Here is a 26,658-nt window from a genome sequence, read left to right on the forward strand (position 1 = left end):
GAGCACTCTTCATCGAAGAGGGGGAGTGTGTCCTAGCGGGTGGGCGCTGTCGAGCAAGGCGCGACTGGCTCGTACAGGTAGTCACGTCCAGAGTTGCATGAGCATATAGGCAAGCGCCCCGATAAAGGCCAATGCCACCAGGATCATCGCGCCGTCCCGGGCCATCATGCCGACTCCGAGGATGCTCAAGGCAGCGCCAGCGACGGAGTTGCCAAAGGGAAGCAGCTCAAGCGGCGGCATGATCGCGGCGATCACCAGGCAGAGCAATGCGTTGATGTATACCGCTACACCCTGGGTGAGAAAGGTCAGTCGGTGACGCAGCATGCGATCGATATACCGCGCAGGTTTTTTCAGGATGCCAATCGATCGCCGGTATTTGCCGCGAGGCGCCCTTCGGTGCAATAGCCACCCCGGCAGCCAGAAGTGACTCCTGCCCATCAAAAGCTGTAAGGCAATCAGGCTGACCATGATCGCGCAAACGGTCGGCAGCCCAGGTATGCCCGAAAGGGGCGATAACACCAGCAATCCCGGCACCAGAAGCAAGGCACCAAAGCTGCGATGACCGGTAGCCTGCAGCATGTCTTCGAGACTGACCTCCTCTTTGGGACGGCCTGCCTCCTCCAGCTTATCCAACAGGGCGCCAAGCGTGTTGGGACTATTTTCGCCGCTCATCGAGTCGTTTCTTCACCGTCGTGTTCGTTAGAGCTCGGCGAGGGCAAATGATCCAATATGAATAAATATAATCGTCAAGTGGAAATACTTGAGTTTGTCTCAATTACGGCTCGCCCCGACAATTCGCCCATCGAAACGGATGCATTGGAGAATTGTTCATGGCTGTCGCTCACTCCCTCGGCTTTCCGCGTATCGGGGCCGACAGAGAATTGAAGAAGGCATTGGAGGCATATTGGAAGGGCGACTTGAGCGAAAGGGAGCTCCGTCAGGTTGGGGCGCAGCTTCGAGCCGCTCACTGGCAGCTGCAGGCCGACGCCGGGATTGAGCTGCTTCCGGTAGGTGATTTTGCGTGGTACGACCAAGTACTGACCCATTCACTGATGTTTGGCGCTGTGCCGGATCGGTTTCGTCCAGCCGACGGCCAGCCTACGCTCGACACCTTGTTCGCCATGGCGCGTGGCGTCAGCCGCCAGTGCTGTGGCGGCGGACAGGCGCAGGAAATGACCAAATGGTTCGATACCAACTACCACTATCTGGTCCCGGAGTTTACCGTCGACCAGCACTTTCACTTGTCCTGGACGCAGCTGTTCGAAGAAGTGGAGGAGGCCCAGGCGCTTGGCTACCTAATCAAGCCGGTGTTGATTGGACCGCTGAGCTACCTTTGGCTAGGCAAGGCCAAAGGCGAGGCGTTCGACAAGCTGGAGCTCCTTGAGCGGCTCCTTCCGATCTACGGTCAAGTGCTGGAGCGACTCGCAGCACTGGGTGTCGAGTGGGTACAGATTGACGAACCGATACTGGTGCTGGATCTTCCGCAGGACTGGAAGAACGCCTTCGAGCGCGCCTATAACCTGCTGCAGCGTGCACCACTGAAAAAGATGGTGGCGACGTACTTCGGCGGGCTGGAGGACAACCTCGGACTGGCCGCTGGTCTACCGGTCGATGGCCTGCACATCGACCTGGTGCGTGCGCCTGACCAGTATCCGGTGATACTTGACCGTTTGCCGGCATACAAGACGCTGTCCCTTGGCCTGGTCAACGGGCGAAACGTTTGGCGGTGCGATCTCGAAAAGGCACTGGGCGTCCTCCGTCACGCTGGCGAGCGACTGGGTGAACGACTCTGGGTGGCTCCGTCCTGTTCGTTGTTGCATACGCCGGTGGATCTGGTCTGTGAAGACCACCTCGATGCCGAACTGCGGAGCTGGCTGGCTTTCGCGGTGCAGAAGTGCGCGGAAGTTTCGGTGCTGGCCCGTGCCGTGGATCAGCCGGACGATGCGAGGGTGCAGGCCGCGCTGCAGCTAAGCCGTGATGTCCAGGCGAACCGGGCGCAGTCCTCGAGGATTCACAAACGGTACGTGCGAGAGCGTCTGGCGTCGATCCAGCCTAGGCACAGCCAGCGGCAATCCGGGTTCGAGAGCCGCATCGCGAAGCAGCGCGCCGGGTTGGGTCTCCCCGCGTTCCCCACCACCACGATTGGTTCGTTCCCGCAGACTCAGGCGATTCGTCTGGCGCGCCAGGCCTTCAAGCAGGGCAGGCTGGCGGTCGCCGACTATACCGAGGCAATGCAGGCTGAAATCCGCCATGCAATTCAGATACAGGAGCAGCTCGGTCTGGATGTACTGGTGCATGGCGAAGCTGAGCGCAACGACATGGTCGAATACTTTGCCGAGCAGCTCGATGGCTATGCCTTTACCCGCTTCGGCTGGGTGCAGAGCTACGGCTCGCGTTGCGTGAAACCAGCAATCATCTACGGAGATCTGAGCCGACCTGCGCCGATGACGGTGGAATGGATCCGCTACGCCCAGCAGCACACCCAAAAGATCGTGAAGGGCATGCTGACCGGGCCGGTGACCATGCTGATGTGGTCGTTTACCCGTGAGGACCTCAGTCGCGAGCAGCAGGCGCGGCAGCTCGCCCTGGCGATTCGTGATGAGGTGTGCGACCTCGAAGCGGCGGGTATCAAAATCGTCCAGATCGACGAGGCAGCGTTCCGTGAAGGTCTGCCACTGCGCCGCGAGCAGTGGGCGCGCTACCTCAATTGGGCGGTCGATGCGTTCCGCCTATGCGCCAGCGGCGTGCGTGACGAAACCCAGATTCATACCCATATGTGCTACAGCGAGTTCAACGATGTGATCGAGGCGATCGCGGCGATGGATGCGGATGTCATCACCATCGAGACGTCGCGTTCGCAGATGGAACTGTTGGAGGCGTTTCGCGCGTTCGACTATCCCAATGATATCGGCCCTGGCGTGTATGACATCCACTCGCCCCGGGTGCCGGATACGGCTGAGATGGTCGATCTTCTTCAGAAAGCCTGCGAGCGAATCCCGGTCGAGCGGCTCTGGGTCAATCCGGACTGCGGTCTGAAAACCCGTGCCTGGCCCGAGGCCGAGGCCGCGCTGGTGAACATGGTCGCGGCGGCCCGCCAGCTGCGAACGGCGCACCACGCCAAGAAGCACTGAGCGTTTTGACTGGGCCGTGAATGGCTTGTGCCGGCACGCCCGGCATGGCTATTGCGCAAAAACGGCCCGCATCCTGTGTGGGCTGTTGCAGTTTTCAGCTAATGTAGCCTGCTACGTCCATTTATTCCGCTTGCCATGACACCTGCCATCGATCTGTTGAAGAAGGCCAAGGCCGATCATCGTATCCACAGCTACGAGCATGACCCAAAGTCCGCATCCTATGGCCTCGAAGCGGCTGAAAAGCTGGGCCTGGAGCCGGCCCGGGTGTTCAAGACTTTGCTTGCCTGTAGCGAGAAGAACGAGCTCCTGGTGGCTGTGGTGCCCGTCGCCGGCACGCTCGACCTCAAAGCCTTGGCCCAGGCCGCGAAGGTCAAGAAGGTCGACATGGCCGACCCTATGGCTGCGCAACGCGCGACGGGGTATCTGGTGGGTGGAATCAGCCCGTTGGGCCAGAAGAAGCGGCTGCGTACCTTTATCGATGCCTCGGCGCAGGCGCAGCCGAGCATCTTTGTCAGCGCCGGGAGGCGAGGCCTGGAGGTGGAGTTGGCCGCCGAGGTGCTGGCCGAGCATACGGCTGGCAGCTTCGCCGCCATCGGGCGACCTTGACGACGGCGAGTCGGAGCGGGTCTAGAGCGGCGGCAGCATTTCACCGAGGTCGGTCGAGTTGATGCCAGGGGTATGGAGTTCGCTGTGGACCAACTGCTGGCCTTCCATCTGCGGCTGGGTCACCCAGGTCAGAATGTCGTAGTAGCGCCGGATGTTGGCAACGAAATGCACGGGTTCCCCGCCTCTGGCGTAGCCGTACCGCGTCTTGGTGTACCACTGCTTCTGTGCAAGTCGCGGAAGCATCTGTTTGACGTCCAGCCACTTGTTCGGATCGAGGCCCTCGCTCTCGGCCAGCTTGCGGGCGTCCTCCAGATGTCCCCCGCCAACGTTGTAGGCGGCGAGGGCGAACCAGGTGCGATCCGGTTCCTTGATGCTTTCCGGCAGGTTGGCACGGACCTTCGCGATGTATTTCCCGCCCCCCTGAATGCTCTGCACCGGATCGAGGCGGTTGCTGACGCCCATGGCTTTGGCGGTGTTGAGCGTTAGCATCATCAAACCGCGCACACCGGTCTTGGAGGTGGCCTCCGGCTGCCAATGCGATTCCTGATAGCCAATGGCAGCAAGCAGGCGCCAGTCCACACCATGTTCTTTAGCCGTTTCGCGAAAGACTTTTTCATAACGCGGTAGGCGCTGCTGAAGGTGCTTGGCGAATGCGTAGGCACCGACATAGCCAAGTACGTCGACATGGCCATAGTAACGTTCGCGTAGACGCTGCAGCGTGCCGTTTTCCTGAGCCTGTGCAAGAAACTTGTTGGCCGCCTCGAGCACGCTGTCGTCTTCGCCCTTGCCGATAATCCATGACAGGCTGTTTTGCTCGCCTAGATCGAACGCGGCCCTGGCGTTGGTGAAGTACACCTGGTTGAGCGCAAGCTCATTGGACTCGACGAGCGTCAGATCGACCTGGCCCTCGTCAACCATTCGTAGCAGGTCGACGACTTCCACTGCATCGGATTCCTCGAAGCGAAGATCTGGATGCTCGGCCTGCAAGGCTCTCAATTTTTCGGCCTGGCTGCTGCCCTTGAGCACCAGGATGCGCTTGCCGACCAGGTCTTCGGGTTGGGTCGGTCGGCGCTGGCCTCTGCGGTAAACCACCTGTGTGGTCACGTCCAGGTAGGGGTCTGTGAAACGCACAAGGCCTTTGCGTTCTTCGCTGGCAACCAGGCCGGCAGCCGCCAGGGTAGGGCCACCTGGGCGATTCAGGCGGGTGAATATATCTTCGATGCTGTCGGCGGTCTCGATCTGCAGCTTGACGCCCAGATGGCTGGCGAAGCGTTTGACCAGCTCGTACTCGAAGCCGGCTTCGCCGTTGCGGTCCTGGAAGTAGGTGGACGGACTGTTGCGGGTAATCACGCGCAGTACACCTTCCTCCTTAACTCGCTCAAGCGCGCTGGGCGGTTCAGCGCAGCTGCTAAGCATCAGGAGGAGTCCGGTCGCCAGCAACCATGAGGTGCAGCGCTTGCGGAACGCGGTCTGGGCAAACATCGGCGCAGTATACGCAAAGGCGAACCGCCACCATATCTCGACAGGATCGATGGAGTTTGCTAAGGAGAGGCGGCTCCATCCGGCGGTCCAAGTGCCGGTTGGTATGTGATAGCCGCTGCGCTAGTAGAAGAAATGTGTCCGAACGTTACGGCACTGCCGACCCGGTGTCCGGAGGGGATCAGGTAAGGCCGATGCATAGGCGTGGCTGGCGGACATAAACTTGCTCTGTCTAGCCAAGCCCCGGAAAATCCGCTGTCTCGATGCCGGCGCAGCCGGAATCCTTTCCTTTGATCTCGAGATGCGCTGGATGAGCGTTGCCGCCGATAAACCCTGGTTCGTGTATCTGGTGCGAGCCGAAAACGGCTCGCTGTATTGCGGAATAAGCGATGACGCCGAGCGCCGGTTCGCCGTGCACCAGAGCGGTCGAGGGGCGCGCTTCTTTCACTCGAGCCCTGCGGTGGCACTGGTTTATGTCGAAGCTTGCAGCACCAAGGGGGACGCCTTGCGCCGCGAGCGAGCCATCAAGCAGCTGAAGAAACCTGCAAAAGAGGCACTTGTTCTGGCGCAGTGCAGCAGCGATCCGGTGAATATCCGAGTAATCAGTTGAACGGGTAGGCTGCCCCAGTCGGGCCGAGTAAGCTGCCGTTTCACTCAACGAAACTGGCGGAGCCTGCTATGCATGAAGTGATCCTGCACCACTATCCCACCTCGCCTTTTGCCGAGAAGGCGCGACTGATGCTGGGTTTCAAGCAGCTTTCCTGGCGCTCGGTTCAGATTCCACCCGTAATGCCGAAGCCGGACCTGACGGCGCTGACCGGTGGCTATCGGCGCACACCCGTGCTGCAGATTGGCGCTGACATCTATTGCGATACCGCCTTGATAGCGCGTCGTCTCGAAGCCGAAAAAAACACACCGGTTCTGTTTCCCGAAGGACAGGAGTTTGTCGCGGCAACGCTGGCGCAGTGGGCCGACTCGGTGTTGTTTCTGCATGCCGTAAGCCTGGTATTTCAGCCTGAATCGATGGCGATGCGTTTCGCTCAGGTCCCCAAGGCGTTCGTGGAGGTTTTCAGCAAGGACCGCGCAGCGTTGTTCAGCAGCGGCTCCGTGGCCCGCATTCCACTGGATCAGGCGAAGAGCCACTGGCCGGTGTTGATGGCACGGTTGCAACAGCAGCTGTCGCGCGGCAACGGGGAGTTTCTGCTCGGCGGTGCACCTTGCGTGGCTGATTTTGCCGTCGCCCATTGTCTGTGGTTCCTCAAAGGCACACCGGTGACCGCACCGTTGGTGGACGCCTATCCGGATGTAGCAGCCTGGCTAGGGAAGGTGCTGGCAGTGGGGCACGGCTCGCTGTCCGAGCTACCGGCCGCAGACGCCGTCGACGTTGCTCGCGACGCAACCCCAGCCGAATTGCCGGACGAGCCGTTTTTCGAGCCCAATGGCTTTCAGGCTGGCCAGGCCGTGACCATATCCGCTGTGGACTATGGCACCGAACCGGTCGAGGGCGAGCTGGTCTTCGCAGGTCTCGAAGAGCTCATTTTGCGGCGTGAGGATGAGCGCGCCGGCGTTGTGCATGTGCACTTTCCGCGCATTGGTTATCGCATCGACGCACGTTGATGCCGGGCCCGCGCGAGTCTGCTGCGCGGGCCATACTCCGCTGCTCGTCAGAAGGCGATGAACAGCAACGTCACGCCCAGCAACAGGCGGTAGACCACGAAGGGCAGCATGCCCAGGGCGTCGAGTGCCTTGAGGAACAGCTTGATGCACAGGAAGGCTGCGATAAAGGACAGCACTGCGCCAATCAGGATGTCGTTCCATTGCGCCGCTTCACCTGACTTCGCCAGTCCCACCGCTTTCAAACCCCCGGCTGCAAGGATCAGCGGGATCGACAACAGGAACGAGAAGCGTGCTGCCGTCTGCCGGGTGAAGCCGAGCAGCAACGCAGCGGTCATGGTAATGCCTGAACGGGAGGTGCCGGGGATCAGCGCCAACGCCTGAGCGAAGCCAATGATCAGTGCGCTTTTCCATGCCAGCTGGTCCATCTCTGCCACGCGGCGCCCCTTGATGTCCGCATACCAGAGCAGCAAGCCAAAGATGATGGTGGTGGCAGCAATAAACAACATCGAGCGGGTGTACTGCTCGATGTAATCTTCCATCAGCAGGCCAATGATGCCCGCCGGTAGCGTCCCTATGATGATTGCCCAGCCGAGTCGGCTTTCAGCGCTGGCCTGCCGACGAAAGACGTGAGCCAGCCATCCGCGGGTGGTAGCAATGACTTCATGGCGAAAGCAGAGCAGTACCGCGAACAGCGTACCTACGTGTACCGCGACATCGAAGGCCTGGCCCTGGTCCGGCCAGCCAAGCACCTGCGACGGGAGGATCAAATGAGCGGAGGAGGAAATGGGAAGGAATTCGGTGATGCCCTGCACCAAGGACAGAATAATCAGATGTAGCCAATCCATTGTTGATCCTTAGTTAAGCGGAGGCGCGGTTGCCGCGCGGTTGAGCAGCCCATGTGACTAGCAGCTGGCGGATTTATTCCGCGACGTAGGAATTTCGTTCAGCCGTCGTTCAGGTTGGCCGAGTTGCAGTAACTGCTGCGGTCGAATGGCCGCAGCAGTTACTGCCTCCGAGGTCAGCCTTTGCGGCGCTTGAGCTGATCGGTCAGCTGCGTTGGCAGGTTGCGGATGATCAACATGTCACGCGCTTCGTCGTACTCGACCTTCGAGCCCAGCAAATGCGATTCGAAACTGATCGACAAGCCCTCGGCGCGCCCGGTGAAGCGCTGGAATTGGTTGAGGGTGCGCTTGTCAGCAGGAATCTCCGGCGAGAGACCATAATCCTTGTTGCGGATATGCTCGTAGAAGGCGCGCGGACGCTCCTCGTCGATCACGCCGGACAGTTCCTCCAGCGACATCGGCTCGCCGATTTTCGCCTGGCTGCTGGCGTAGCCAACCAACGCGCTGGTTTTCTCCCTTGCTTGTTCTTCCGGCAGGTCTTCGCTCTCGACGTAATCGCTGAACGCCTTGAGCAGAGTACGGGTTTCACCTGGCCCGTCGACGCCCTCCTGGCAGCCGATAAAATCCCGAAAATACTCCGAGACCTTTTTGCCGTTCTTTCCCTTGATAAAGGAAATGTACTGTCGAGACTGCTGGTTGTTCTTCCATTCGGACAGGTTGATTCGGGTCGCCAGGTGCAACTGCCCGAGGTCCAGGTGACGCGCCTCAGCGACATCCAGCGAGTCGGTAACCGTGACGCCATTGCTATGGTGCAGCAGGGCGATCGCCAGGTAGTCGGTCATCCCTTGCTGGTAATGAGCAAAGAGGACATGACCGCCGGTGGAGAGGTTGGATTCCTCCATTAGCTTTTGCAGGTGCTCCACGGCCTTCCGGCTGAACGCGGTGAAGTCTTGATTGCCACCCATGTACTCGTTAAGCCAGCCACTGAAGGGGTACGCGCCGGACTCCTCGTGAAAAAACCCCCAGGCCTTGCCCTGCTTGGCGTTATAGCTCTCGTTGAGATCGGCCAGCAGATTCTCAATGGCCTGGGAGTCACCCAGCTCCGAGTCACGGGCGTGCAGCACGGCAGGTGTGCCGTCCGGCTTTTTTTCAATCAGATGAACAATGCAGTGGCGAATCGGCATGGGGTACTCGCGTCAGATAAGGCAGACGGGGCGCAGTTTACCCGAGCAACCCAGTCGCTCGCCCAAGGCTGAGTAAAAAGGAGAGGTGGATGACGTCGTCGTTGCGAGTAAGATGGATCCCCCTTGTTTTTTGCAAAGTGTGTCAGCAATGAATGCGATTTGGCGCAACAGTACCTGGATATTGCTGGGAGGCTCGTTAATCCTCGCCGTTTCACTGGGTACGCGACACGGGTTCGGCCTGTTTCTGCCACCCATGAGTGCTGAGTTCGGCTGGGGGCGGGAAGTCTTTGCTTTTGCCATCGCCCTGCAGAATCTGATCTGGGGTCTGGCGCAGCCAGTGACTGGCGCGCTGGCAGATCGTTTTGGCGTGGCCCGCGCGGTGCTGCTTGGCGGGGTGCTCTATGCGGTCGGCCTGTTGTTGATGGCAGGGGCTGATTCGCCGGTTTCGCTGTCGCTCAGTGCAGGCCTGCTGATTGGGCTGGGGCTTTCCGGAACCTCGTTTTCAGTGATTCTGGGCGCAGTCGGGCGGGCGGTGCCGGCTGAGAAACGCAGCATGGCAATGGGTATCGCCAGCGCAGCGGGATCCTTCGGTCAGTTTGCGATGCTGCCCGGCACGCTCGGGCTGATTGGCTGGCTCGGCTGGTCGTCGGCCTTACTGGCGCTGGGTTTGCTGGTGGCGCTGATCATGCCGCTGGCGATGATGCTGCGCAGCGGGCCCGCAGCTCCGGTTACCGGCCCGCAGCAGACGCTGATGGAGGCGCTGCGTGAAGCGGTCGGCCATTCCGGATTCCGCTTGCTGGCGCTGGGCTTTTTCGTGTGCGGCTTCCAAGTCGTATTCATCGGCATCCATCTGCCGGCATATCTGGTCGACAAGCAATTGCCCGCTATGGCCGGCACGACGGTCCTCGCGCTGGTCGGGCTGTTCAACATCGTTGGCACCTATACGGCGGGTTGGCTTGGCGGTTGTTACTCCAAGCCTAAATTGCTGACTGCGCTTTATCTGGCCCGGGCGGTGGTGATCAGCCTGTTCTTCTTCGCTCCGCTGACGCTTTGGACGGCCTATGCGTTCGGCATCGCCATGGGCTTGCTCTGGCTGTCCACGGTGCCCCTGACCAATGGCACGGTTGCAACGCTCTTCGGCGTGCGCAATCTGTCGATGCTAGGCGGCATTGTCTTTCTATTCCATCAGATCGGCTCGTTCTTCGGCGGCTGGCTGGGCGGTTGGGTATACGACAGAACCGGTAGCTACGACCTGGTCTGGCAGATCTCCATCGCCTTGAGCCTGATGGCTGCTGCGCTCAATTGGCCGATCCGTGAGCAACCCGTCGAGCGCGTGCGCTTGGCAGGGGGCATGGCCTGATGAGTGGCCGTTGGTTCTGGACGGGCGGTGCGGCGCTGGCTTCGCTGCTCTTGGCCGCGGCCTGGTGGGGCTGGCAGCGGGGCGGGTTGGCGCTGTTGCAGCTCGGGGTAGGCATATGCTGATGAAGCGTTTGGGTCGTTTTTCTCACGCTTAGGGAATCTATTGGTTAACCGATGGCTCCAACAGGCGAGACGAAAGAAAGTTGTCGCAGAACCGTAACTTAAGGTCTGTAAAAAGCTGCGGCATGCAGTTACCTGGAGCTACCGAACCATGTCTACCCTTACCGAACTCGCCCAACAGATCGCTCAACTCTATCCGCTGCAGGACAAGCGCGTCGGCAAGCGCTATCGCGTCGTTGGCGAACTTGCTGGAATGACCGAGCTGGAAGAAATCAACGGAGAGCCTCGGTATATCCAGACGCTGGCGCTGAAAGATCGCCAGCATTGGGATGTCGCCGTCTAAGGCGAGCACGCTCTGCTGATCGTAGAGGTACGATCAGCCCGGCCTGCGATTCAACCAGTGATCAGCGCGCCATTTCGCACGCTGGTCATTATCCAGATAGGTCCAGGCAACGAAGCGGCTGCGCTTCTGTCCCTGGGACATGTCGCAGACGCGTACATGTTGAGCACCAAGCTTCTTTAGCCGAGCTTGTAGCGGTTGTACGTTGGCCGCCTTGGACACCAGCGTGCTGAACCAGCAGACCTGCTGGCCTACCCCGCGGCTCTCTTCCGCCAGGCGTGCAATGAATGCCGCCTCTCCACCTTGACACCACAATTCTGCCGCTTGGCCACCAAAATTAAGTGAGGGCAGTTTGCGTTTAGGGTCAGTCTTGCCGAGATTGCGCCACTTGCGCTGGCTGCCGCTATTGGCCTCTGCCTGTGAGGCGTGAAAAGGCGGATTGCAGATCGTGACGTCAAAGCGGTCGCCGGCTTGCACCAGGCTCTCGAACACATGGTGAGGGTAAGGTTGCTGGCGCAGCGCGATGCTTTTACCCAGGTTGTTTGCTGCAATGATTGTGCGGGCCGACGCCAGTGCAACTGCGTCTATATCCGAGCCCGTAAATTGCCAGCCGTATTCGCATAAACCGATCAATGGATAAATGCAATTAGCCCCGGTGCCGATGTCCAGGGCATGGATGCTCGCGCCGCGTGGAATCTCGCCAGCGTTCTCGTCCGCCAGCAAATCGGCCAGACCGTGCAAATAGTCCGCCCGACCTGGGATCGGCGGGCACAGATAATCCTGCGGTATGTCCCAGTACGCGATTCCGTAAAACTGCTTGAGCAGCGCACGATTGAACACACGGACCGCGTCCGGATCGGCAAAGTCGATACTTTCCTTACCGTAGGGATTGACGATCAAGAACCTGGCCAGCTCGGGGCTGCCTGCAATCAGGGCCGGAAAGTCATAGCGCCCAGTGTGGCGGTTGCGTGGGTGCAGCGTGGCCTTGTCGCCGGCAGGCTTGGCCTTGCGCGCTGGCGGTGTGGCGGGTCTGGATGTCATGTTCGGCTGCCGCTTGCGGTGAAAGCCACTATTGTCCCACAGCTCTCAGGCGCGACGTGGAACCAACAGCATCCAGATGAGCCCCCAAAGCAGCGCGCCGGCACCGAGCCAGAACGCGCTATGCAGCGATCCACCGCTATCGAGCCAGACGCCTGTAAGCCAAGGGCCGGCCAGCTGAGTCAGGCTGTAAAGCGCAATCAGCGCCGCTGACAGTCGAGGACCTTGGTGCGGATGCAGGGCTCGCGCCAAACGCTGTGTCAACAGTACGGTGCCAAGAAAGGTTCCGCCGACCAGTACTGCACAGAGCAGAATCCCCGAGGCGCCTGGTAGTAAAAGCGCAGCCAGGACTCCAGCCAGTTGCGTGACATAGCTGAAGCGCAAGGCCAGCGTGTCGCCGAGCAGAGCGCCCAACCGATTCCACAGCCAGGGCGAGGGGAGGGTCGCCACGGCGACTACCAACCAGCTGCTGTCCACTAGCATGTCCCCTGGCTCGACCTGCAGGCGTGCCACCATTGGTAGAAAGGTCATCGGCAAGATGTAACCCATACCGGCACCTGCATATGAAAGAAATAGTGGCGTGCTGGCGCGGTCCAGCAAACGGCCGCTTCGGGGCGTTGTGGTTTCGCTCTGATAAACGTCGGGGGGCATGTCCAGCCTTGCCAGTTGACGCCAACCCCACCATGCAAGCGGGATCGAGAGGACCGCCGCAGGCCACCAGCGCTCAGCACCCTCGAGCACGCCATTGCTCAGGCTCACCATGAAGCTGGAAATGATGAGGCCTACGCAGACGCCGAGGTAGACGAGACCGCTAAACGATACGCGACGATGACGCGCCAGCCACTCCAGGATCAGCGAGGGTGCCTGAACAAAAACCAAACCGTTGCTGACGCCGTTGAGCAGTCGAAGGGCTGAGAGTAGCTCCACCGATTCGGCTTGGGTCTGTGCGAGCGTCGACCCGACGTGCAGCACCAGCGCCCAGGGCAGACTGCGACGAATCTGCGAAACCTGATGCCAGCGCAGGGCGAGCACCGCGCCGATCAGATAACCCAGATAGTTCCAGCTGGCGATGCTCGCGCCCTGCTGCACGGTCAGTACACCGTCCTCTACGAGCCATGGTAGCAGTGGCGTGTAGACGAAGCGCCCAAGACCATGGACGACCAGTAGCAGGATGGCGCCGGCGAGAAGAACCGGGAACAGGGCAGGGCGTTGAGGCATTACGACGAACCTTGTTGCAGGCAAAGGGGCAAAGCTTATCGTCAAGGCTGACAAAGGACCACGCTACTGATGGTTGAGGCCGGGCCTGTCCAGCTAGGCGGGCATCTCACAAATACGCCTGGCTTTCAGCTTGAGTTCATCGAGCGAGACCATTGTTGGTCGTTGTGTCACAGCGTCACGGATAGCCGAGCACTGACTTGATCTGCGTCAGGTTGCGCTCGATCCACTGCCGGTCGATCGCGCCCCAGTCGTGGATCAGATAATGGCCTGCGTTATGTCGCTCGCCGTCGTCCTGAATGAAGCGGCAGTCGATGTCCAGATCGGCGAGCGCCAACACTGTGTCCTGTGCCGTTCTGCGAGGCATTCCGGTTGCTTCTACCAGCGCGGGCACGCTGGTGGCGGCACCGCTATCAATCAGCCAGGCAACATAGAGGCGGCGGTAGAAACTGCTTTTGGTCTTGCTGACAGTCATCGCGATTCCAGAACGGTGAAGGCCAGGCTCGCTGAGCTGCTATGTGCGGCTCAACGACCTGGACGGTGGTGCATCAACGCAGCGCGAGCATCCCTATATAGGTCACGGCGCCGGCCGTGTAGCCGAGGAAAGCCAGGAGGCTGACACGCTTGACGTACCAAGTGAAGCTGATCTTTTCCATACCCATGGCTGCTACACCGGCTGCCGAACCGATGATCAGGGTGCTGCCACCGGTGCCGGCGCAGTAGGCCAGCATCTCCCAGAAGTTCCCGTCGACGACGAACTGTGACAGCCAGGCGGCTTCGGCCTGGGGTGCTGCTTCCAGCGTCACCGGGCTTACCAGCGGGTACATCTTCATTGCGCCGGCAACCAGCGGCACGTTGTCTACCACGGCCGAGAGCAGGCCTATGCTGTAATTGATCGGGTAGATGTGCCCGAAGGAGTCGCGAAGCGCCGTAGCGACTTGGGTCAGGTGACCGGCTGTGGCGAGGGCCGCAACGGCCAGGAGAATGCCCAGGAAGAACAACACGCTAGGGGTGTCGACCTTGCGCAGCACGCCTACGACCGATAGCGGGTGCTTATGGTCGTCCTCCTTTTGACGATGCAGAAACTCGGTGGCAACCCAGAGCACGCCGAGTCCGAACAGGATCCCCATGTAAGGTGGCAGGTGAGTAACCGTCTTGAAAACCGGGACGAAGACCAGCGCACCAATGCCGAGCGCCAGCACCAGGTTGCGCTCAAATGCCGTCGTGGCGGGTGGGTTGCTTTCGGCCAGGTGCGCTCGGGCACGGGGGCGGGGCACTTCGCCGCGCATGCTGAAGCTGAGCACCAGCAGGGGCACCAGCAGGCAGACCAGGCTCGGGATGAACAGCCCGACGATTACTCCGGACGCGGTGATCTGATTGCCGATCCAGAGCATCGTAGTCGTGACGTCGCCAATCGGTGACCAAGCACCGCCGGCATTGGCAGCAATGACCACGACACCGACGAACAACCAGCGCTCAGGGCGACCGCGGATCAGCTTGCGCAGCAGCGAGACCATGACGATGGTGGTGGTCAGGTTGTCCAGCGCGGCAGACAGGAAAAAGGTCAGAAAGCCGATGATCCATAGCAAATGCACGCGCTTGCGAGTCTGGATACGGTCAGTGATGACCTTGAAACCTTCATGGGAGTCGATCAGCTCGACAATGGTCATGGCGCCAAGCAGGAAAAACAGTATTTCCGAGATTTCACCCAGGTGATGGCGCAATGATTCGACTACAAAGGCTGACGACTCGCCCTGGAAGTGACTGTTAGAGGGCAGCAGCGGCACGATGGTGTCCGCACCCAGTATCAAGGCTGTCCAGCACAGCACTGCAGTGAGGATGGCGGCCGCGGCCTTGTCGATTTTCAGCGGATGCTCGAACGCTATGCATAGATAGCCAAGAACAAACAGAACAGCCATGAGTGCGTACATCGGATGGGCTCCATTTCTTAAATACCATTCCGAGCCATTCGGGTTGTAATGTGTGGCTCGGTGCTGACAGGCTCAAGAAGATGGGCGACTTGCGGTACGAGGAAATTAAGTCCACCGGGAAAGCTAGGCCGTAGCTGCAGGGTGGGCGGCTTTGTGCAAGCTACCTGTGTTGGGTTGCTCTGCTGCTGACTTATTTCCTGTCGGGGCTATGCGCGTTGGTTCAGGCCTGCCAGTTGTAATTCGTTATTGTCCTGTGTGGCATCGTGTTCCAGATGCTCAGGAAGCGCCTTGTCATCGGTCAAGTGTCGATAAACAGACAAAAAGGCCAGCACGTGTGCTGGCCTTTGCTTCGTTACAGACTGGCGATGCGCTCGCGCTGCTCGAGCAGTCGAGCTTTGGCCTGCTCGGCTTCAGCCAGCTTGGCTCGCTCCTTGTCGATTACCTCAGAAGGTGCCTTGTCGACGAAGCCTGCGTTGCCAAGCTTGCCGCCCACACGTTTGACCTCACCTTCCAATCGGCCGATCTCCTTGTCGAGACGGGCGAGTTCGGCGTCCTTATCGATCAAGCCGGCCATCGGTACGAGCACCTGCATCTCGCCGACCAGAGCGGTGGCTGATAGCGGAGCCTCTTCGCCAGCAGCGAGAACACGAACGCTTTCAAGTTTTGCCAGTTTCTTCAACAGTGGCTCGTTGTCGGCGAGGCGGCGCTGGTCGGTTTCGCTGGCATCACCCAGCGCTACGTCGATGCGCTTGGCCATGGAAATGTTCATTTCGCCACGAATCTGGCGGATGCCCAGCATGAATGCCTTGACCCACTCGATATCGTTCTCGGCAGCCTCATCCAGACGATCCGAGTCAAATTCTGGCCATGGCTGCAGCATCAGGGTCGGACCGGACTTGCCCGCCAACGGCGCGACGCGCTGCCAGATTTCCTCGGTGATGAATGGCATGAATGGATGCGCCAGACGCAACGCGGTTTCAAGGACACGGACCAGGGTGCGACGGGTGCCGCGCTGGCGTTCGGCGCTGGCTGACTCATCCCAGAGCACCGGCTTGACCAGTTCCAGGTACCAGGCGCAGTACTCATCCCAGATAAACTCATACAGCGCCTGAGCGGCCAGGTCGAAGCGGAAGGCTTCGAGTTGACGCGTGACTTCGAATTCGGTGCGCTGCAGCGAAGAGATGATCCAGCGATCCACCGAAGACAGCTCAACGGGTTCGCCATTGATGCCGGTGTCCTTGTGTTCGGTGTTCTCGAAGACGAAGTTGGCCGCGTTCCAGATCTTGTTGCAGAAGTTGCGATAGCCCTCCACACGACCCATGTCGAACTTCACGTCGCGGCCGGTGGAGGCCAGCGAGCAGAAGGTAAAGCGCAGGGCGTCGGTGCCGTAGCTGGCAATGCCTTCTGGAAACTCTGCGCGGGTTTGCTTGGCAATCTTCTCGGCGAGTTTGGGCTGCATCATGCCGCTGGTGCGTTTCTGCAGAAGCTCATCTAGGGTAATGCCATCGACGATATCCAGCGGGTCAAGCACGTTGCCCTTGGACTTTGACATTTTCTGACCCTGGCCATCGCGCACCAGGCCATGTACGTACACGGTCTTGAACGGGATCTGCCCAGTCAGATGGGTCGATAGCATGATCATCCGGGCGACCCAGAAGAAAATGATGTCGAAACCGGTGACGAGCACATCGGTGGGATGGAAGGTCTTCAGGAACTCGGTTTGCTCGGGCCAGCCAAGCGTCGAGAAGGTCCACAGCCCCGAGCTGAACCAGGTGTCGAGCACGTCGTCGTCTTGACGCAGTTCGATATCGTTGCCGAGGTTATAGCGTGTACGCGCCTCGACCTCGTCGCGACCAACATAGACGTTGCCCGCCTCGTCGTACCACGCCGGAATTCGATGGCCCCACCAGAGCTGACGGCTGATGCACCAGTCCTGGATGTCGCGCATCCAGCTGAAGTACATGTTTTCGTATTGCTTGGGCACAAATTGGATATCGCCGCTTTCCACGGCGGCAATGGCCTTCTCGGCCAGCGGCTTGGTGGAGACATACCACTGATCGGTCAGCCAAGGCTCAATGATGGTGCCGGAGCGATCGCCGCGGGGCACTTTCAGCGCGTGATCGTCAATCTTTTCCAGCAGACCCATGGCGTCGAACTCGGCGACGATGGCCTTGCGGGCATCGAAGCGGTCCATCTGCGCGTAGCCATCAGGCAGACTGGCATCGACCTTGTCGTTAGGCGTGCCGTCAATGTTGAACACCTGGGCTCTTGCCAGCACTGCGGCATCGCGGTCGAAAATATTAATCAGCGGCAGGTGATGACGCTTGCCGACTTCGTAGTCGTTGAAGTCGTGGGCTGGAGTGATTTTCACGCAGCCGGTGCCGAATTCGAGGTCGACATAGTCATCGGCGACGATCGGGATCAGGCGGTTCACCAGCGGCAGCATGATGTGTCGACCGATCAGCTCTTTGTAACGCTCGTCTTCGGGGTGAACCGCAACGGCAGCATCGCCAAGCACCGTTTCCGGACGTGTCGTGGGCACCACGAGGTAATCCAGGCCATCCGCAGTCTTGCAGCCGCCGGCAAGCGGGTAGCGTAGATGCCAAAGGTGACCTTTCTCGTCATGGTTTTCGACTTCCAGATCGGAAATCGCAGTGTGCAGCTTGGTATCCCAGTTGACCAAGCGCTTACCGCGGTAAATCAGGCCATCTTCATGCAACCGAACGAAGGCTTCATTCACAGCGTTGGAAAGGCCTGCATCCATGGTGAAGCGTTCGCGCGACCAGTCGACCGAAGAGCCGAGTCGACGGATCTGGCGGGTAATGTTACCTCCAGACTCTTCCTTCCACTGCCAGACTTTCTCGAGAAACTTCTCGCGTCCGAGATCGTGACGGCTAACGCCCTGCGCGCCCAGCTGCCGCTCGACCACCATCTGGGTGGCAATGCCAGCGTGATCGGTGCCGGGCTGCCAAAGCGTGTTCCGGCCCTGCATCCGACGGAAACGAATCAGCGCATCCATGATGGCGTTGTTGAACCCATGGCCCATGTGGAGGCTGCCGGTGACGTTCGGCGGCGGGATCATGATGGTGTAGGGCTCGCCTGAACCTTGGGGCGCAAAATAGTTGTTCGATTCCCAGGTCTGGTACCAGGAGGTTTCGATGGCGTGCGGCTGGTAGGTCTTGTCCATGCGGCGGGACCCTTAGAACGGCTGATCGGAAAAGCGGGCAAGTATAAAGGCAAAGTGAACAATCAGCGGAACCGCAATGCCGCTTTTGTCCCGCTGCTGCCGCTGGAGCTGGCTTGGTTGAGCTGAATCAGGAGCGGTGGGACTTGATCAGCTTCTCGGCGCGTGCTTCAAGGCGAGTGCGCAATTCGGCTTCGATCTGCGGCATGAAGTCATCAATGACCTCTTGCAGGATCAGTTGCGCAGCGGTGCGCAGTTCATGGTCGAGGTGGCGCTCGGCCAGCGTGCGAAAGGCGGTGCGCACGGCAGGCTCGCGTGGCTCTACCTCAGCTTCCGATACGCCTTCGGTTGGGTATTCGACGATGTCCGAGAGCAGCGGAATGCTGTTTGGGTCCAGTGCCTCGTTCAGCATCGGTGGATCCTGATCTCCCAGCAGTGCGCGAATGGATTCCAGATCATCCAGAAGGTGGGTTTTTGGTGTGGGCGATTGCGTCATCTACGGGTTATCCGGGGTAAGGCATCCAGGCGCGTTGGGTGGTCCTGAAGGGCGGTGGCCCATTGGCGATACATGTTGACGGCCTACGGTTCCGGCGAGCTCGTCGTGTTCTGCCAGGTTCGTTACAGTTCGACTCTCTTTGGATCATAGCCATGCTGCCGGTAGTGGCGAAAGTTGTCCCGGCAGACGGTAAGCAGTTCGGGTTGCTGGTTGACTATCTCGATCACGCGGCTGAACTGATCAATATGCGGTGACAGGGTCGGCGAAAGGTTGATCAGCAGACCATGCTTGGCGGCGGGTGGCTGCTCCGTGCCTATCACCACTGGAGCGAGCGAGTCGGTGCCATAGAGCTCGTGCGGGATGAAGCGTTCCGCACGAAACGACCAGAGCAGGTCGTCCAGATCGCTGCACTGCTGACTGTCCTGGCAACGAATGAATACCGATAGGCCGTGCTGCCAGCCCTTGCTTGCCAGCTGGCAGGCCGCTCTGGCGCGGCCCACCTCGTCGCTATCAGGCAGTACATAAAACTCGATACGAGTCATGCCCTGTTTTCGCCTGCTTTGCTCATGCCTGCTCAGCCCGGTCCAGCAGATACTGAGTCAACAGCGGAACCGGACGTCCCGTCGCGCCTTTCTCCTTGCCGCCACTGACCCAGGCTGTACCGGCAACGTCCAGGTGTGCCCATGGGTAGGCCTTGGTGAAGCGCGAAAGGAAACAGGCCGCGGTGATGGTGCCCGCCTTGGGGCCGCCGATATTGGCAATGTCGGCGAAGGGGCTGTCGAGTTGCTCCTGATACTCATCAAACAATGGCAATTGCCAGGCGCGGTCATCGGCCTTCTGGCCAGCACCGAGTACCTGCTGCAGCAGCTCGTCGTTATTGCCCAGCAGACCGGAGGTGTTGCTGCCCAGTGCGACGATACAAGCACCGGTCAGGGTAGCCACGTCGATTACCGCGCGAGGTTTGAAACGTTCGGCATAGGTCAGGGTGTCGCAGAGCACCAAACGCCCTTCGGCATCAGTATTCAGGATCTCCACGGTCTGGCCACTCATGGTGGTGACGATGTCACCGGGGCGGGTAGCGTTGCCGCTAGGCATGTTTTCCGCGCACGCCAGCAGGCCAACCAGGTTGATTGGTAGTTGAAGCTCCAGTGCGGCGCGGAAGGTGCCCAGAACGCTTGCGGCACCACACATATCGTATTTCATTTCGTCCATGCCCTGGCCGGGCTTTAGACTGATACCGCCAGTGTCGAATGTGATCCCTTTGCCAACGAGTGCGTAAGGTTGCTCACCCTTCTTACCACCGTTGTACTGCATCACCACGATACAGCCTGGCTGATTGCTCCCCTGTGAGACCGCCAAGAAGGAACCCGCACCAAGTTCGCGCAGTTTTTTCTCGTCCAGCACCTCGACCTTCAGACCTTTGAACGTCTTGCCTAGCTGCTTGGCCTGCTCAGCCATATAGCTTGGATGACAGATGTTCGGTGGCAGATTTCCCAGGTCACGTGCGAAGCTCATGCCGGCGGTGATCGCAGCTGCATGGCGAGCAGCCTGTTCGACGCGATCCTGATCCGCTTTATCGGAAAGGATAGTGATCTTGACGAGTTTGGGCTTGTCGCTCTTGCTGCTCTTGAACTGTTCGAAAACGTACTGGCCGTCTGCAAGCACTTCGACCAGCATGCGCGTTCGAGCGTAGACGTCGCGCTCCTTGAGCTGGACATCCTGCAGGGCAAAGGTGGCATCGCTGCCGCCCAGGCCTTTGAGCACAGCGAGCGCGGCGCTGACAGCCTTGCGCCATTGGCGGCCGTCGCGCTCGTCATCCTTGCCGGTGCCAATCAGCAATACGCGGTCCGCCTTGAGGTTCGGCAAGCTATGCAGCAGCAGGGTTTGTCCCGGCTTGCCTTTGATGTCGCCGCGCTTGAGCACCGCGCTGATGGCACCTCCGCTTGCCTGGTCCACGGCTTGGGCCGTAGCGCCAAGCAATCCGTCTTCGTTGACGGGCAGAACGAGTGTGGATGTTTTGGCTGCAGCGGCTTTAGTGTTTTTTACAACGAATTCCATGGCGTCGAGTCCCCAAGACAAAGAGTCGGGTTTGCAGGATAATGCCGGGCTTATTTTCCGGTGGTTCGTCTACCGGGACGTTGGGAAAACTGCATGAGCCCAATGTCCTTGTTACGGCGGACCGGCTGCTTGGTAGCTAGTTTGAGCGTAGCTGCCGGAGCCTGACAACCCTGGAGTGTCCGGTTTGATCGTCTTTCGTTACCTGTCGCGTGAGCTTCTGGTTACCCTGAGCGCGGTAAGTGCCGTGCTGTTGGTCATCATCATGAGCGGCCGTTTCATCAAATACCTGGCTCAGGCTGCGCAGGGGCTTCTCGATCCGGGTGTGCTGTTGATGATCATGGGGTTCCGCCTTCCGGGGTTCCTGCAGTTGATCCTGCCGCTGGGCCTGTTTCTCGGCATTTTGCTGGCCTACGGTCGACTCTATTTGGATAGCGAGATGACGGTGCTTTCAGCTACCGGCATGAGCCAGCGCCGGCTGCTGATGTACAGTCTGGCGCCGGCAGCGTTGATTGCCGGGCTGGTCGGCTGGCTAAGCCTTGGATTGGCTCCACAGGGTGTCGCCGAGGTCAATCGCATTCTCAATGAGCAGGATTCGCTGACGGAATTCGATACGCTGGTGCCGGGGCGCTTCCAGACCCTGCGTGACGGTACGCGGGTCACCTACACCCGCGAGCTGAGTGCGGATCGAACCGAACTGGGCGGCGTGTTCATTTCCGAAACCAACCTATCCAGCGCGACCGGGGAAAAGCGCGGGCTCTCTGTTCTGGTTGCCGAAAGTGGGCGCCAGGAAATCCAGCCCGACGGGAGCCGCTATCTGATTCTGGAAAACGGTTATCGCTATGACGGCAACCCGGGTCAGGCCAACTATCGTGCAATTCAATACGATACCTACGGGGTGCTGCTGCCCAAGCCTGAAGTGAGCGTCGAGCTGAGCGAACGTGAGTCCATGTCGACCCTCGAGCTGCTTGGGAGCGAAGACATTCGATTGCAGTCCGAGCTGCAATGGCGATTGTCCTTACCGTTGCTGGTGTTCATCGTCACATTGCTGGCGGTTCCGCTGTCAAAGGTGAATCCGCGACAAGGTCGCTTTTTAAAGCTGCTCCCCGCGATCCTTCTTTATATGGCTTATCTCTCGTTGCTGATCGCCGCGCGTGGTTCCCTGGACAAGGGGCGAATACCGCCGGCGTTGGGCCTGTGGTGGGTACACGCAATCTTTTTTGCCATAGGGATGCTGATGCTCTACTGGGAACCGCTGATGCTCGCCATCAGCAAGCGCCGCAGCCTGTCGAGGGCCGCCCATGCGTAAGCTTGATCGGTACATCGGAAGTCATGTTCTGCTGGCGATTTTGACGGTGCTCGGCATCATCGTCGGCTTGGCTCTGCTTTTTGCGTTTATCGATGAGTTGGGCGATGTAAAGGGTAGCTATGGCACGCTCGACGCAGCCATGTACGTACTGTTGACCACGCCGTCTCGAATTTACGAGCTGTTGCCGATGTCGGCATTGATCGGCTGTCTCATCGGGCTCGGCACGCTCGCGAGCAACAGCGAATTGACGATCATGCGTGCTGCTGGCGTATCACTGGGGCGAATCGTCCTGGCCGTCATGAAGCCCATGTTGCTGTTGATGCTGATCAATGTCCTGATTGGGGAGTACGTGGCGCCCTGGAGTGGGGATATCGCCCAGGCCAGCCGCTCCGCAGCACAAGGGGGTGGCGAGGCCCAGAGCAGCAAGCGGGGGCTTTGGCATCGCCAGGGCGACGAGTTCGTACACATCAACGCTGTCCAGCCCAGTGGTGTATTGCTTGGTGTAACCCGCTATCGCTTCGACGAGGAGAGGCAGCTGTTATCGGCAAGCTTCGCCCGTCGAGCGCGATACGAAGGGGATTACTGGCTGCTCAGCGACATCGCCACGACGCATTTTCGTGGTGACCATACCGAGGTGGTCAAAGCTGCCGAGGAACGTTGGGATGTTCAGTTGACGCCACAGCTGGTCGGTACGGTAGTCAAGGAGCCGGATGCGTTATCCGTGACCGGGCTATGGCGCTATATCCATTATCTAGCTGATCAGGGTTTGAATAACGGCCGATACTGGCTGGCATTCTGGACCAAGGTCCTGCAGCCGGCTGTGACCGTGGCGTTGGTGCTCTTGGCGATTTCCTTCATCTTCGGGCCATTACGCTCAGTGACGCTTGGTCAGCGTATTTTTACAGGCGTCATCGTTGGCTTCGTGTTCCGCATCCTGCAGGACCTGCTGGGGCCAGCCAGCCAGGTGTTCGGCTTTCCGCCTCTACTGGCGGTGGTGGTGCCTGCCGGAGTCTGCGCGCTTGCGGGTGTGCTTCTGCTGCGTCGTGCAGGGTAATTCGGGGTGGCGAGGGGTTATGGCTTCTCGGCGTTATTTCTTGTGAATGTTCTTTGGTAGTTGAACGACCTGGCTTTCGGAATAGATGTCGTGCCAGGTCCTGCGTTCTTTGTCGAAGAGCATCCACCAGTAGCCCAGCCCCAGCGCGAGCCAGGACATGATCGCGATCAGGAAGCGAAGCAGTGCCTGCCACAGGTCGATCGCAGTGCCATCGTTGTTCTGGATCCGAACCCCCCAGACTTGCATCCCGAGCGTTTGCCCGTTGTGGGTCCAGAATTTGGCGAAGAAGGCGAACAGGCTAAACAGCAAAAGCGTCGAAAGGATAGGGTCTATATCCAGGCCGCCTGACTCCGCTACGGCTTTCAACCCTTCGCTGCCATAGAAAAGACGTAAGACCACCTGCTGGTAAAACAGCGTGACGACCATCATCAGTGCTATCGACAGAAAAGTATCGTAAACGATTGCGGCGAGTCGGCGGATAAGGCCGGCTGCCGGATACTGCCCTTGAGGGCTAAGCAGGTGGTTACGCATCAATGACGTCTCGCTAGAAAATGCAATCGAGCATTCTACGGAATCGCGCGCATAAAAAAGCCCCTGACGTTTCCGTCAGGGGCTTTTCGGAGCTCGGCTTATTCCTGGATTTGAACCTGGTCAGCCTGCATGCCCTTTTGACCTTGCACAGCGATGAAGCTGACTTTCTGGCCTTCTTTCAGGCTCTTGAAGCCGTTGCCTTCGATCGCGCGGAAATGCACGAACAGATCCGGACCGCTTTCGGGAGTGATGAAACCAAAACCTTTTTCGTCGTTAAACCACTTGACGGTACCGTTCTGACGATTCGACATAGCTTTGTATCCTTGAAACTCAATAGTGGAAGCGCCTCTGCATATGCGGAGAGCGGAAACTGGTTGCAAGGAGTAAAGAGTCGAACGGATGTAGCGGATCTGAAGATCTACTGCATCAGGTCACGATTCAACGGCGACCCATGCAAACACAGTGGGCACACTCTACGATAACTCGCCGGGCGATGCCAAGCCCTCAGAGCCATAGAATTATGCCCACTGCAAGCTGAACTTTCAGTGAGGTCTGGTATTCATGAAGTTCGTTTTCGGCAGTTGATTCAGCCTGTGCGGCCTAGCGTACTGCCGGTGCGAATCTGTTTTCAATGAAACGTAGGTCTTGCGTCGGCGGGCCGCTGTCGGCCTGACGGAGTGGGCGTCGTCGCTGCTATGCTGCGGTTCACCCTTACCAGAAGTACTGCTACATCTGGTCACTGAATTATGGTGCCTCGAGAGAGACTCGAACTCTCACGTTGTTACCAACGGCGGATTTTGAATCCGCTGCGTCTACCGATTCCGCCATCGAGGCACAGTGGCGGCGCAGTATAGGGATGCATTGCGGAGCGGTCAATCGTCTGGCGTGGTCAGAATGGGGTGTTTCCGCTAAGCTTTGCGCCCCCGACGCCCCGTGCTGAAGTTTTCAAATGCAAGTCTCCGCTTTTTCCTTCGATCTTCCCGACTCACTGATCGCCCGCCATCCCTTGCCCGAGCGCCGCGCCAGTCGTTTGCTGGTGCTTGACGGCTCGACCGGTTCGATGGCCCACCACGGCTTCGTTGAGTTGCTCGATTACCTTCGCCCCGGCGATCTGATGGTGTTCAACAATACACGGGTCATCCCGGCGCGCCTGTTCGGCCAGAAGGACACGGGGGGCAAAGTCGAGGTGCTTATTGAGCGCGTGCTCGATGGGCGTCGTGTCCTGGCGCATATTCGGTCCAGCAAATCACCGAAGCCGGGGGCCAGAATTCACATTGACGGCGGCGGCGAGGCGCTGATGCTGGTGCGCCATGACGCGTTGTTTGAACTGGAATTTGACGAAGACGTGCTGCCGTTGCTTGAGCGCGTGGGCCATATGCCCTTGCCGCCTTATATCGACCGGGCAGACGAAGCCGCAGACCGTGAGCGGTATCAGACGGTTTATGCACAACGGGCGGGCGCTGTGGCTGCACCAACCGCTGGCCTGCATTTCGATGCGGAGCTGCTGGCTGCGTTGCAGGCTAAAGGTATCGAAAGTGCTTTTGTCACGCTGCACGTCGGCGCTGGCACCTTTCAGCCTGTACGTGTTGAGCGTATCGAAGAGCACCAAATGCACCGCGAGTGGCTTGAAGTCGATCAGGGTGTGGTTGATGCAGTCACCGCCTGCCGTGCTCGGGGCGGGCGTGTGGTGGCGGTAGGCACTACCAGTGTCCGCTCCCTGGAAAGCGCTGCGCGTGACGGCGTGCTCAAGCCTTTCAGTGGCGACACCGATATCTTCATTTACCCCGGTAAGCAGTTCCATGTCGTCGATGCGCTGGTTACTAATTTCCATCTACCGGAGTCCACTTTGCTGATGCTGGTTTCCGCATTTGCCGGTTATCAAGAGACCATGGCTGCCTATGCTGAGGCTGTCGCCAAGGGTTACCGGTTTTTCAGCTACGGTGATGCCATGTTCATCATCCGCAATCCGGCCCCGCGTGGCCCCGAGGATTCCCAATGAGTCGTACCTGCCATATGTCCTTCGAATTGCTTGCGACAGAGGGGAGGGCGCGGCGAGGCCGGCTGACCTTTCCTCGCGGCGTGGTGGAAACCCCGGCGTTCATGCCGGTAGGTACCTACGGCACGGTTAAGGGCATGCTCCCGCGCGATATCGAAGCTATCGGTGCTCAAATCATTCTCGGCAACACGTTCCATCTGTGGCTGCGGCCTGGCACCGAAGTAATCAAAGCGCATGGCGACTTGCATGACTTTATGCAGTGGCAAGGACCGATCCTGACCGACTCGGGTGGTTTTCAGGTGTTCAGCCTGGGTGCGATGCGCAAAATCAAGGAGGAGGGTGTTTACTTCGCCTCGCCAGTCGATGGGGCCAAGGTTTTCATGGGCCCGGAAGAATCGATGCAGGTGCAGCGTGATCTTGGCTCCGACATCGTGATGATTTTCGATGAGTGCACGCCATACCCGGCCGATGAGGATGTCGCGCGTCGTTCGATGGAGCTCTCGCTGCGGTGGGCCAAGCGATCAAAGGTCGCGCACGGCGATAGCCCTGCGGCGCTGTTCGGCATCGTTCAGGGTGGGATGCACGAGTCGCTCCGGATGCGCTCCTTGGAAGGGCTGTGCGAAATCGGCTTCGATGGTTTGGCTATTGGTGGCCTTTCGGTTGGCGAGCCCAAGGAGGAGATGATTCGGGTGCTCGATTTCCTGCCGCCAGTCATGCCAGCTGACAAGCCGCGTTACTTGATGGGCGTTGGCAAACCGGAGGATCTGGTCGAAGGTGTGCGTCGGGGTGTGGATATGTTCGACTGTGTCATGCCTACCCGTAATGCGCGAAATGGGCATCTGTTCACAGATGTCGGGGTGGTCAAGATCCGCAACGCCATGCACCGCTACGATGACTCGCCCCTGGAAGCAGGGTGCGATTGCTATACCTGCACGCACTTCTCTCGGGGCTATTTGCACCACCTGGATAAATGCGGCGAAATGCTGGGGAGCATGCTCAATACGATCCATAATCTGCGCCACTACCAGCGCCTGATGGCTGGTTTACGCGACGCTATCCAACAGGGTACATTGGCGACCTTTGTCGACGCCTTCTATGCCAAGCGCGGCCTGCCAACCCCGCCGCTTGCGTGACGAATCCATAACTAAACTGATCTCTGCAACAGGAGTGC

General features: G+C 59.3%; 25 protein-coding genes and 1 tRNA gene. 11 read left to right on the forward strand and 15 right to left on the reverse strand.

Annotated features, from left to right (window positions below; genetic code table 11):
* Positions 1-81 precede the first annotated feature (81 nt).
* On the reverse strand, positions 82-672 hold the full coding sequence (locus JQR87_RS05770; protein ID WP_407291737.1) for an exopolysaccharide biosynthesis protein: 591 nt from the start codon (positions 670-672) through the stop codon (positions 82-84).
* 158 nt (positions 673-830) lie between these two features.
* On the opposite strand from JQR87_RS05770, the gene metE reads away from it, so the two are divergent.
* Both metE and ybaK read left to right on the forward strand, forming a co-directional pair.
* Positions 831-3,131, forward strand: a complete 2,301-nt coding sequence (gene metE / locus JQR87_RS05775; RefSeq protein WP_407291735.1) for a 5-methyltetrahydropteroyltriglutamate--homocysteine S-methyltransferase — start codon at positions 831-833, stop codon at positions 3,129-3,131.
* Between the two features lie 135 nt (positions 3,132-3,266).
* Positions 3,267-3,737, forward strand: coding sequence for a Cys-tRNA(Pro) deacylase (gene ybaK, locus JQR87_RS05780; protein ID WP_407291733.1), 471 nt, complete (start codon positions 3,267-3,269; stop codon positions 3,735-3,737).
* A gap of 21 nt (positions 3,738-3,758) precedes the next feature.
* Here ybaK and mltF read toward each other — a convergent pair whose 3' ends face one another.
* Positions 3,759-5,219, reverse strand: coding sequence for a membrane-bound lytic murein transglycosylase MltF (gene mltF / locus JQR87_RS05785; protein ID WP_407291731.1), 1,461 nt, complete (start codon positions 5,217-5,219; stop codon positions 3,759-3,761).
* A gap of 307 nt (positions 5,220-5,526) precedes the next feature.
* Here mltF and JQR87_RS05790 point away from each other — a divergent pair, with 307 nt between their 5' ends.
* A complete protein-coding gene (locus JQR87_RS05790; protein WP_407291730.1) occupies positions 5,527-5,826 on the forward strand; it encodes a GIY-YIG nuclease family protein in 300 nt (99 codons plus the stop codon).
* A 68-nt stretch (positions 5,827-5,894) separates the two neighbouring features.
* The gene (locus JQR87_RS05795) at positions 5,895-6,833 is read left to right on the forward strand and encodes a glutathione S-transferase family protein (RefSeq protein ID WP_407291729.1); all 939 of its coding nucleotides are present in this window, start codon (positions 5,895-5,897) and stop codon (positions 6,831-6,833) included.
* A gap of 47 nt (positions 6,834-6,880) precedes the next feature.
* Here JQR87_RS05795 and JQR87_RS05800 read toward each other — a convergent pair whose 3' ends face one another.
* The gene (locus JQR87_RS05800) at positions 6,881-7,678 is read right to left on the reverse strand and encodes an undecaprenyl-diphosphate phosphatase (RefSeq protein WP_407291727.1); all 798 of its coding nucleotides are present in this window, start codon (positions 7,676-7,678) and stop codon (positions 6,881-6,883) included.
* Between the two features lie 173 nt (positions 7,679-7,851).
* The gene (yejK, locus tag JQR87_RS05805; RefSeq protein WP_407291725.1) at positions 7,852-8,859 is read right to left on the reverse strand and encodes a nucleoid-associated protein YejK; all 1,008 of its coding nucleotides are present in this window, start codon (positions 8,857-8,859) and stop codon (positions 7,852-7,854) included.
* Between the two features lie 148 nt (positions 8,860-9,007).
* Here yejK and JQR87_RS05810 point away from each other — a divergent pair, with 148 nt between their 5' ends.
* The 3 genes from JQR87_RS05810 (at position 9,008) to JQR87_RS05820 (ending at position 10,681) form a co-directional block, all read left to right on the forward strand.
* Positions 9,008-10,219, forward strand: coding sequence for an MFS transporter (locus JQR87_RS05810; protein WP_407291724.1), 1,212 nt, complete (start codon positions 9,008-9,010; stop codon positions 10,217-10,219).
* Positions 10,219-10,341, forward strand: coding sequence for a hypothetical protein (locus JQR87_RS05815; protein ID WP_407291723.1), 123 nt, complete (start codon positions 10,219-10,221; stop codon positions 10,339-10,341). Before JQR87_RS05810 ends, JQR87_RS05815 begins: the two co-directional genes overlap by 1 nt.
* A gap of 148 nt (positions 10,342-10,489) precedes the next feature.
* Entirely contained in the window at positions 10,490-10,681 is a 192-nt protein-coding gene (locus tag JQR87_RS05820; RefSeq protein WP_407291721.1) for a hypothetical protein, read from the forward strand.
* Positions 10,682-10,714: 33 nt separating this feature from the next.
* On the opposite strand, the gene rlmF is transcribed toward JQR87_RS05820, so the two are convergent.
* The 8 genes from rlmF to JQR87_RS05860 all read right to left on the reverse strand — a co-directional run bounded on the left by rlmF (position 10,715) and on the right by JQR87_RS05860 (position 20,600).
* The gene (rlmF, locus tag JQR87_RS05825) at positions 10,715-11,719 is read right to left on the reverse strand and encodes a 23S rRNA (adenine(1618)-N(6))-methyltransferase RlmF (RefSeq protein ID WP_407291720.1); all 1,005 of its coding nucleotides are present in this window, start codon (positions 11,717-11,719) and stop codon (positions 10,715-10,717) included.
* A gap of 45 nt (positions 11,720-11,764) precedes the next feature.
* On the reverse strand, positions 11,765-12,934 hold the full coding sequence (locus JQR87_RS05830; RefSeq protein WP_407291719.1) for a YbfB/YjiJ family MFS transporter: 1,170 nt from the start codon (positions 12,932-12,934) through the stop codon (positions 11,765-11,767).
* A gap of 175 nt (positions 12,935-13,109) precedes the next feature.
* Entirely contained in the window at positions 13,110-13,406 is a 297-nt protein-coding gene (locus JQR87_RS05835; protein WP_407291717.1) for a winged helix-turn-helix domain-containing protein, read from the reverse strand.
* A 73-nt stretch (positions 13,407-13,479) separates the two neighbouring features.
* The gene (nhaD, locus tag JQR87_RS05840) at positions 13,480-14,862 is read right to left on the reverse strand and encodes a sodium:proton antiporter NhaD (protein WP_407291715.1); all 1,383 of its coding nucleotides are present in this window, start codon (positions 14,860-14,862) and stop codon (positions 13,480-13,482) included.
* Positions 14,863-15,214: 352 nt separating this feature from the next.
* Positions 15,215-18,049, reverse strand: a complete 2,835-nt coding sequence (locus JQR87_RS05845; RefSeq protein WP_407291714.1) for a valine--tRNA ligase — start codon at positions 18,047-18,049, stop codon at positions 15,215-15,217.
* A gap of 127 nt (positions 18,050-18,176) precedes the next feature.
* Positions 18,177-18,542 carry a DNA polymerase III subunit chi gene (locus JQR87_RS05850; RefSeq protein WP_407291713.1) on the reverse strand — a complete coding sequence of 122 codons (366 nt, stop codon included), beginning with the start codon at positions 18,540-18,542 and terminating at the stop codon, positions 18,177-18,179.
* Between the two features lie 122 nt (positions 18,543-18,664).
* On the reverse strand, positions 18,665-19,084 hold the full coding sequence (locus JQR87_RS05855) for a DNA polymerase III subunit chi (RefSeq protein WP_407291711.1): 420 nt from the start codon (positions 19,082-19,084) through the stop codon (positions 18,665-18,667).
* Positions 19,085-19,106: 22 nt separating this feature from the next.
* Positions 19,107-20,600 carry a leucyl aminopeptidase gene (locus tag JQR87_RS05860; protein WP_407291709.1) on the reverse strand — a complete coding sequence of 498 codons (1,494 nt, stop codon included), beginning with the start codon at positions 20,598-20,600 and terminating at the stop codon, positions 19,107-19,109.
* A 184-nt stretch (positions 20,601-20,784) separates the two neighbouring features.
* Between JQR87_RS05860 and lptF the strand changes: the two genes are divergently transcribed.
* On the forward strand, positions 20,785-21,906 hold the full coding sequence (gene lptF / locus JQR87_RS05865; protein ID WP_407291708.1) for an LPS export ABC transporter permease LptF: 1,122 nt from the start codon (positions 20,785-20,787) through the stop codon (positions 21,904-21,906).
* The gene (gene lptG, locus JQR87_RS05870) at positions 21,899-22,960 is read left to right on the forward strand and encodes an LPS export ABC transporter permease LptG (protein ID WP_407291707.1); all 1,062 of its coding nucleotides are present in this window, start codon (positions 21,899-21,901) and stop codon (positions 22,958-22,960) included. Before lptF ends, lptG begins: the two co-directional genes overlap by 8 nt.
* Positions 22,961-22,993: 33 nt before the next feature.
* On the opposite strand, the gene JQR87_RS05875 is transcribed toward lptG, so the two are convergent.
* The 3 genes from JQR87_RS05875 to JQR87_RS05885 all read right to left on the reverse strand — a co-directional run bounded on the left by JQR87_RS05875 (position 22,994) and on the right by JQR87_RS05885 (position 24,325).
* Positions 22,994-23,491 carry an RDD family protein gene (locus tag JQR87_RS05875; RefSeq protein WP_407291706.1) on the reverse strand — a complete coding sequence of 166 codons (498 nt, stop codon included), beginning with the start codon at positions 23,489-23,491 and terminating at the stop codon, positions 22,994-22,996.
* A 98-nt stretch (positions 23,492-23,589) separates the two neighbouring features.
* Positions 23,590-23,802, reverse strand: coding sequence for a cold-shock protein (locus tag JQR87_RS05880; RefSeq protein ID WP_014853413.1), 213 nt, complete (start codon positions 23,800-23,802; stop codon positions 23,590-23,592).
* A gap of 436 nt (positions 23,803-24,238) precedes the next feature.
* Positions 24,239-24,325, reverse strand: a tRNA-Leu gene (locus JQR87_RS05885).
* Between the two features lie 115 nt (positions 24,326-24,440).
* Between JQR87_RS05885 and queA the strand changes: the two genes are divergently transcribed.
* Together queA and tgt are read left to right on the forward strand one after the other, a co-directional pair.
* Positions 24,441-25,490 (forward strand): tRNA preQ1(34) S-adenosylmethionine ribosyltransferase-isomerase QueA, encoded by a 1,050-nt coding sequence (queA, locus tag JQR87_RS05890; protein WP_407291705.1) that lies wholly within the window; start codon positions 24,441-24,443, stop codon positions 25,488-25,490.
* 14 nt (positions 25,491-25,504) lie between these two features.
* A complete protein-coding gene (gene tgt / locus JQR87_RS05895; protein ID WP_407297808.1) occupies positions 25,505-26,620 on the forward strand; it encodes a tRNA guanosine(34) transglycosylase Tgt in 1,116 nt (371 codons plus the stop codon).
* Positions 26,621-26,658: the final 38 nt, after the last annotated feature.

Source organism: Stutzerimonas stutzeri (genome assembly GCF_051028275.1).
Classification (GTDB): domain Bacteria; phylum Pseudomonadota; class Gammaproteobacteria; order Pseudomonadales; family Pseudomonadaceae; genus Stutzerimonas; species Stutzerimonas stutzeri_AS.

What these genes read in the sequence shown, in the direction of transcription:
- JQR87_RS05770 (WP_407291737.1), bottom strand. Translation starts at nt 672, where the DNA reads ATGAGCGGCGAAAATAGTCCCAACACGCTTGGCGCCCTGTTGGATAAG.
- metE (WP_407291735.1), top strand. Translation starts at nt 831, where the DNA reads ATGGCTGTCGCTCACTCCCTCGGCTTTCCGCGTATCGGGGCCGACAGA.
- ybaK (WP_407291733.1), top strand. Translation starts at nt 3,267, where the DNA reads ATGACACCTGCCATCGATCTGTTGAAGAAGGCCAAGGCCGATCATCGT.
- mltF (WP_407291731.1), bottom strand. Translation starts at nt 5,219, where the DNA reads ATGTTTGCCCAGACCGCGTTCCGCAAGCGCTGCACCTCATGGTTGCTG.
- JQR87_RS05790 (WP_407291730.1), top strand. Translation starts at nt 5,527, where the DNA reads ATGAGCGTTGCCGCCGATAAACCCTGGTTCGTGTATCTGGTGCGAGCC.
- JQR87_RS05795 (WP_407291729.1), top strand. Translation starts at nt 5,895, where the DNA reads ATGCATGAAGTGATCCTGCACCACTATCCCACCTCGCCTTTTGCCGAG.
- JQR87_RS05800 (WP_407291727.1), bottom strand. Translation starts at nt 7,678, where the DNA reads ATGGATTGGCTACATCTGATTATTCTGTCCTTGGTGCAGGGCATCACC.
- yejK (WP_407291725.1), bottom strand. Translation starts at nt 8,859, where the DNA reads ATGCCGATTCGCCACTGCATTGTTCATCTGATTGAAAAAAAGCCGGAC.
- JQR87_RS05810 (WP_407291724.1), top strand. Translation starts at nt 9,008, where the DNA reads ATGAATGCGATTTGGCGCAACAGTACCTGGATATTGCTGGGAGGCTCG.
- JQR87_RS05815 (WP_407291723.1), top strand. Translation starts at nt 10,219, where the DNA reads ATGAGTGGCCGTTGGTTCTGGACGGGCGGTGCGGCGCTGGCTTCGCTG.
- JQR87_RS05820 (WP_407291721.1), top strand. Translation starts at nt 10,490, where the DNA reads ATGTCTACCCTTACCGAACTCGCCCAACAGATCGCTCAACTCTATCCG.
- rlmF (WP_407291720.1), bottom strand. Translation starts at nt 11,719, where the DNA reads ATGACATCCAGACCCGCCACACCGCCAGCGCGCAAGGCCAAGCCTGCC.
- JQR87_RS05830 (WP_407291719.1), bottom strand. Translation starts at nt 12,934, where the DNA reads ATGCCTCAACGCCCTGCCCTGTTCCCGGTTCTTCTCGCCGGCGCCATC.
- JQR87_RS05835 (WP_407291717.1), bottom strand. Translation starts at nt 13,406, where the DNA reads ATGACTGTCAGCAAGACCAAAAGCAGTTTCTACCGCCGCCTCTATGTT.
- nhaD (WP_407291715.1), bottom strand. Translation starts at nt 14,862, where the DNA reads ATGTACGCACTCATGGCTGTTCTGTTTGTTCTTGGCTATCTATGCATA.
- JQR87_RS05845 (WP_407291714.1), bottom strand. Translation starts at nt 18,049, where the DNA reads ATGGACAAGACCTACCAGCCGCACGCCATCGAAACCTCCTGGTACCAG.
- JQR87_RS05850 (WP_407291713.1), bottom strand. Translation starts at nt 18,542, where the DNA reads ATGACGCAATCGCCCACACCAAAAACCCACCTTCTGGATGATCTGGAA.
- JQR87_RS05855 (WP_407291711.1), bottom strand. Translation starts at nt 19,084, where the DNA reads ATGACTCGTATCGAGTTTTATGTACTGCCTGATAGCGACGAGGTGGGC.
- JQR87_RS05860 (WP_407291709.1), bottom strand. Translation starts at nt 20,600, where the DNA reads ATGGAATTCGTTGTAAAAAACACTAAAGCCGCTGCAGCCAAAACATCC.
- lptG (WP_407291707.1), top strand. Translation starts at nt 21,899, where the DNA reads ATGCGTAAGCTTGATCGGTACATCGGAAGTCATGTTCTGCTGGCGATT.
- JQR87_RS05875 (WP_407291706.1), bottom strand. Translation starts at nt 23,491, where the DNA reads ATGCGTAACCACCTGCTTAGCCCTCAAGGGCAGTATCCGGCAGCCGGC.
- JQR87_RS05880 (WP_014853413.1), bottom strand. Translation starts at nt 23,802, where the DNA reads ATGTCGAATCGTCAGAACGGTACCGTCAAGTGGTTTAACGACGAAAAA.
- queA (WP_407291705.1), top strand. Translation starts at nt 24,441, where the DNA reads ATGCAAGTCTCCGCTTTTTCCTTCGATCTTCCCGACTCACTGATCGCC.
- tgt (WP_407297808.1), top strand. Translation starts at nt 25,505, where the DNA reads ATGTCCTTCGAATTGCTTGCGACAGAGGGGAGGGCGCGGCGAGGCCGG.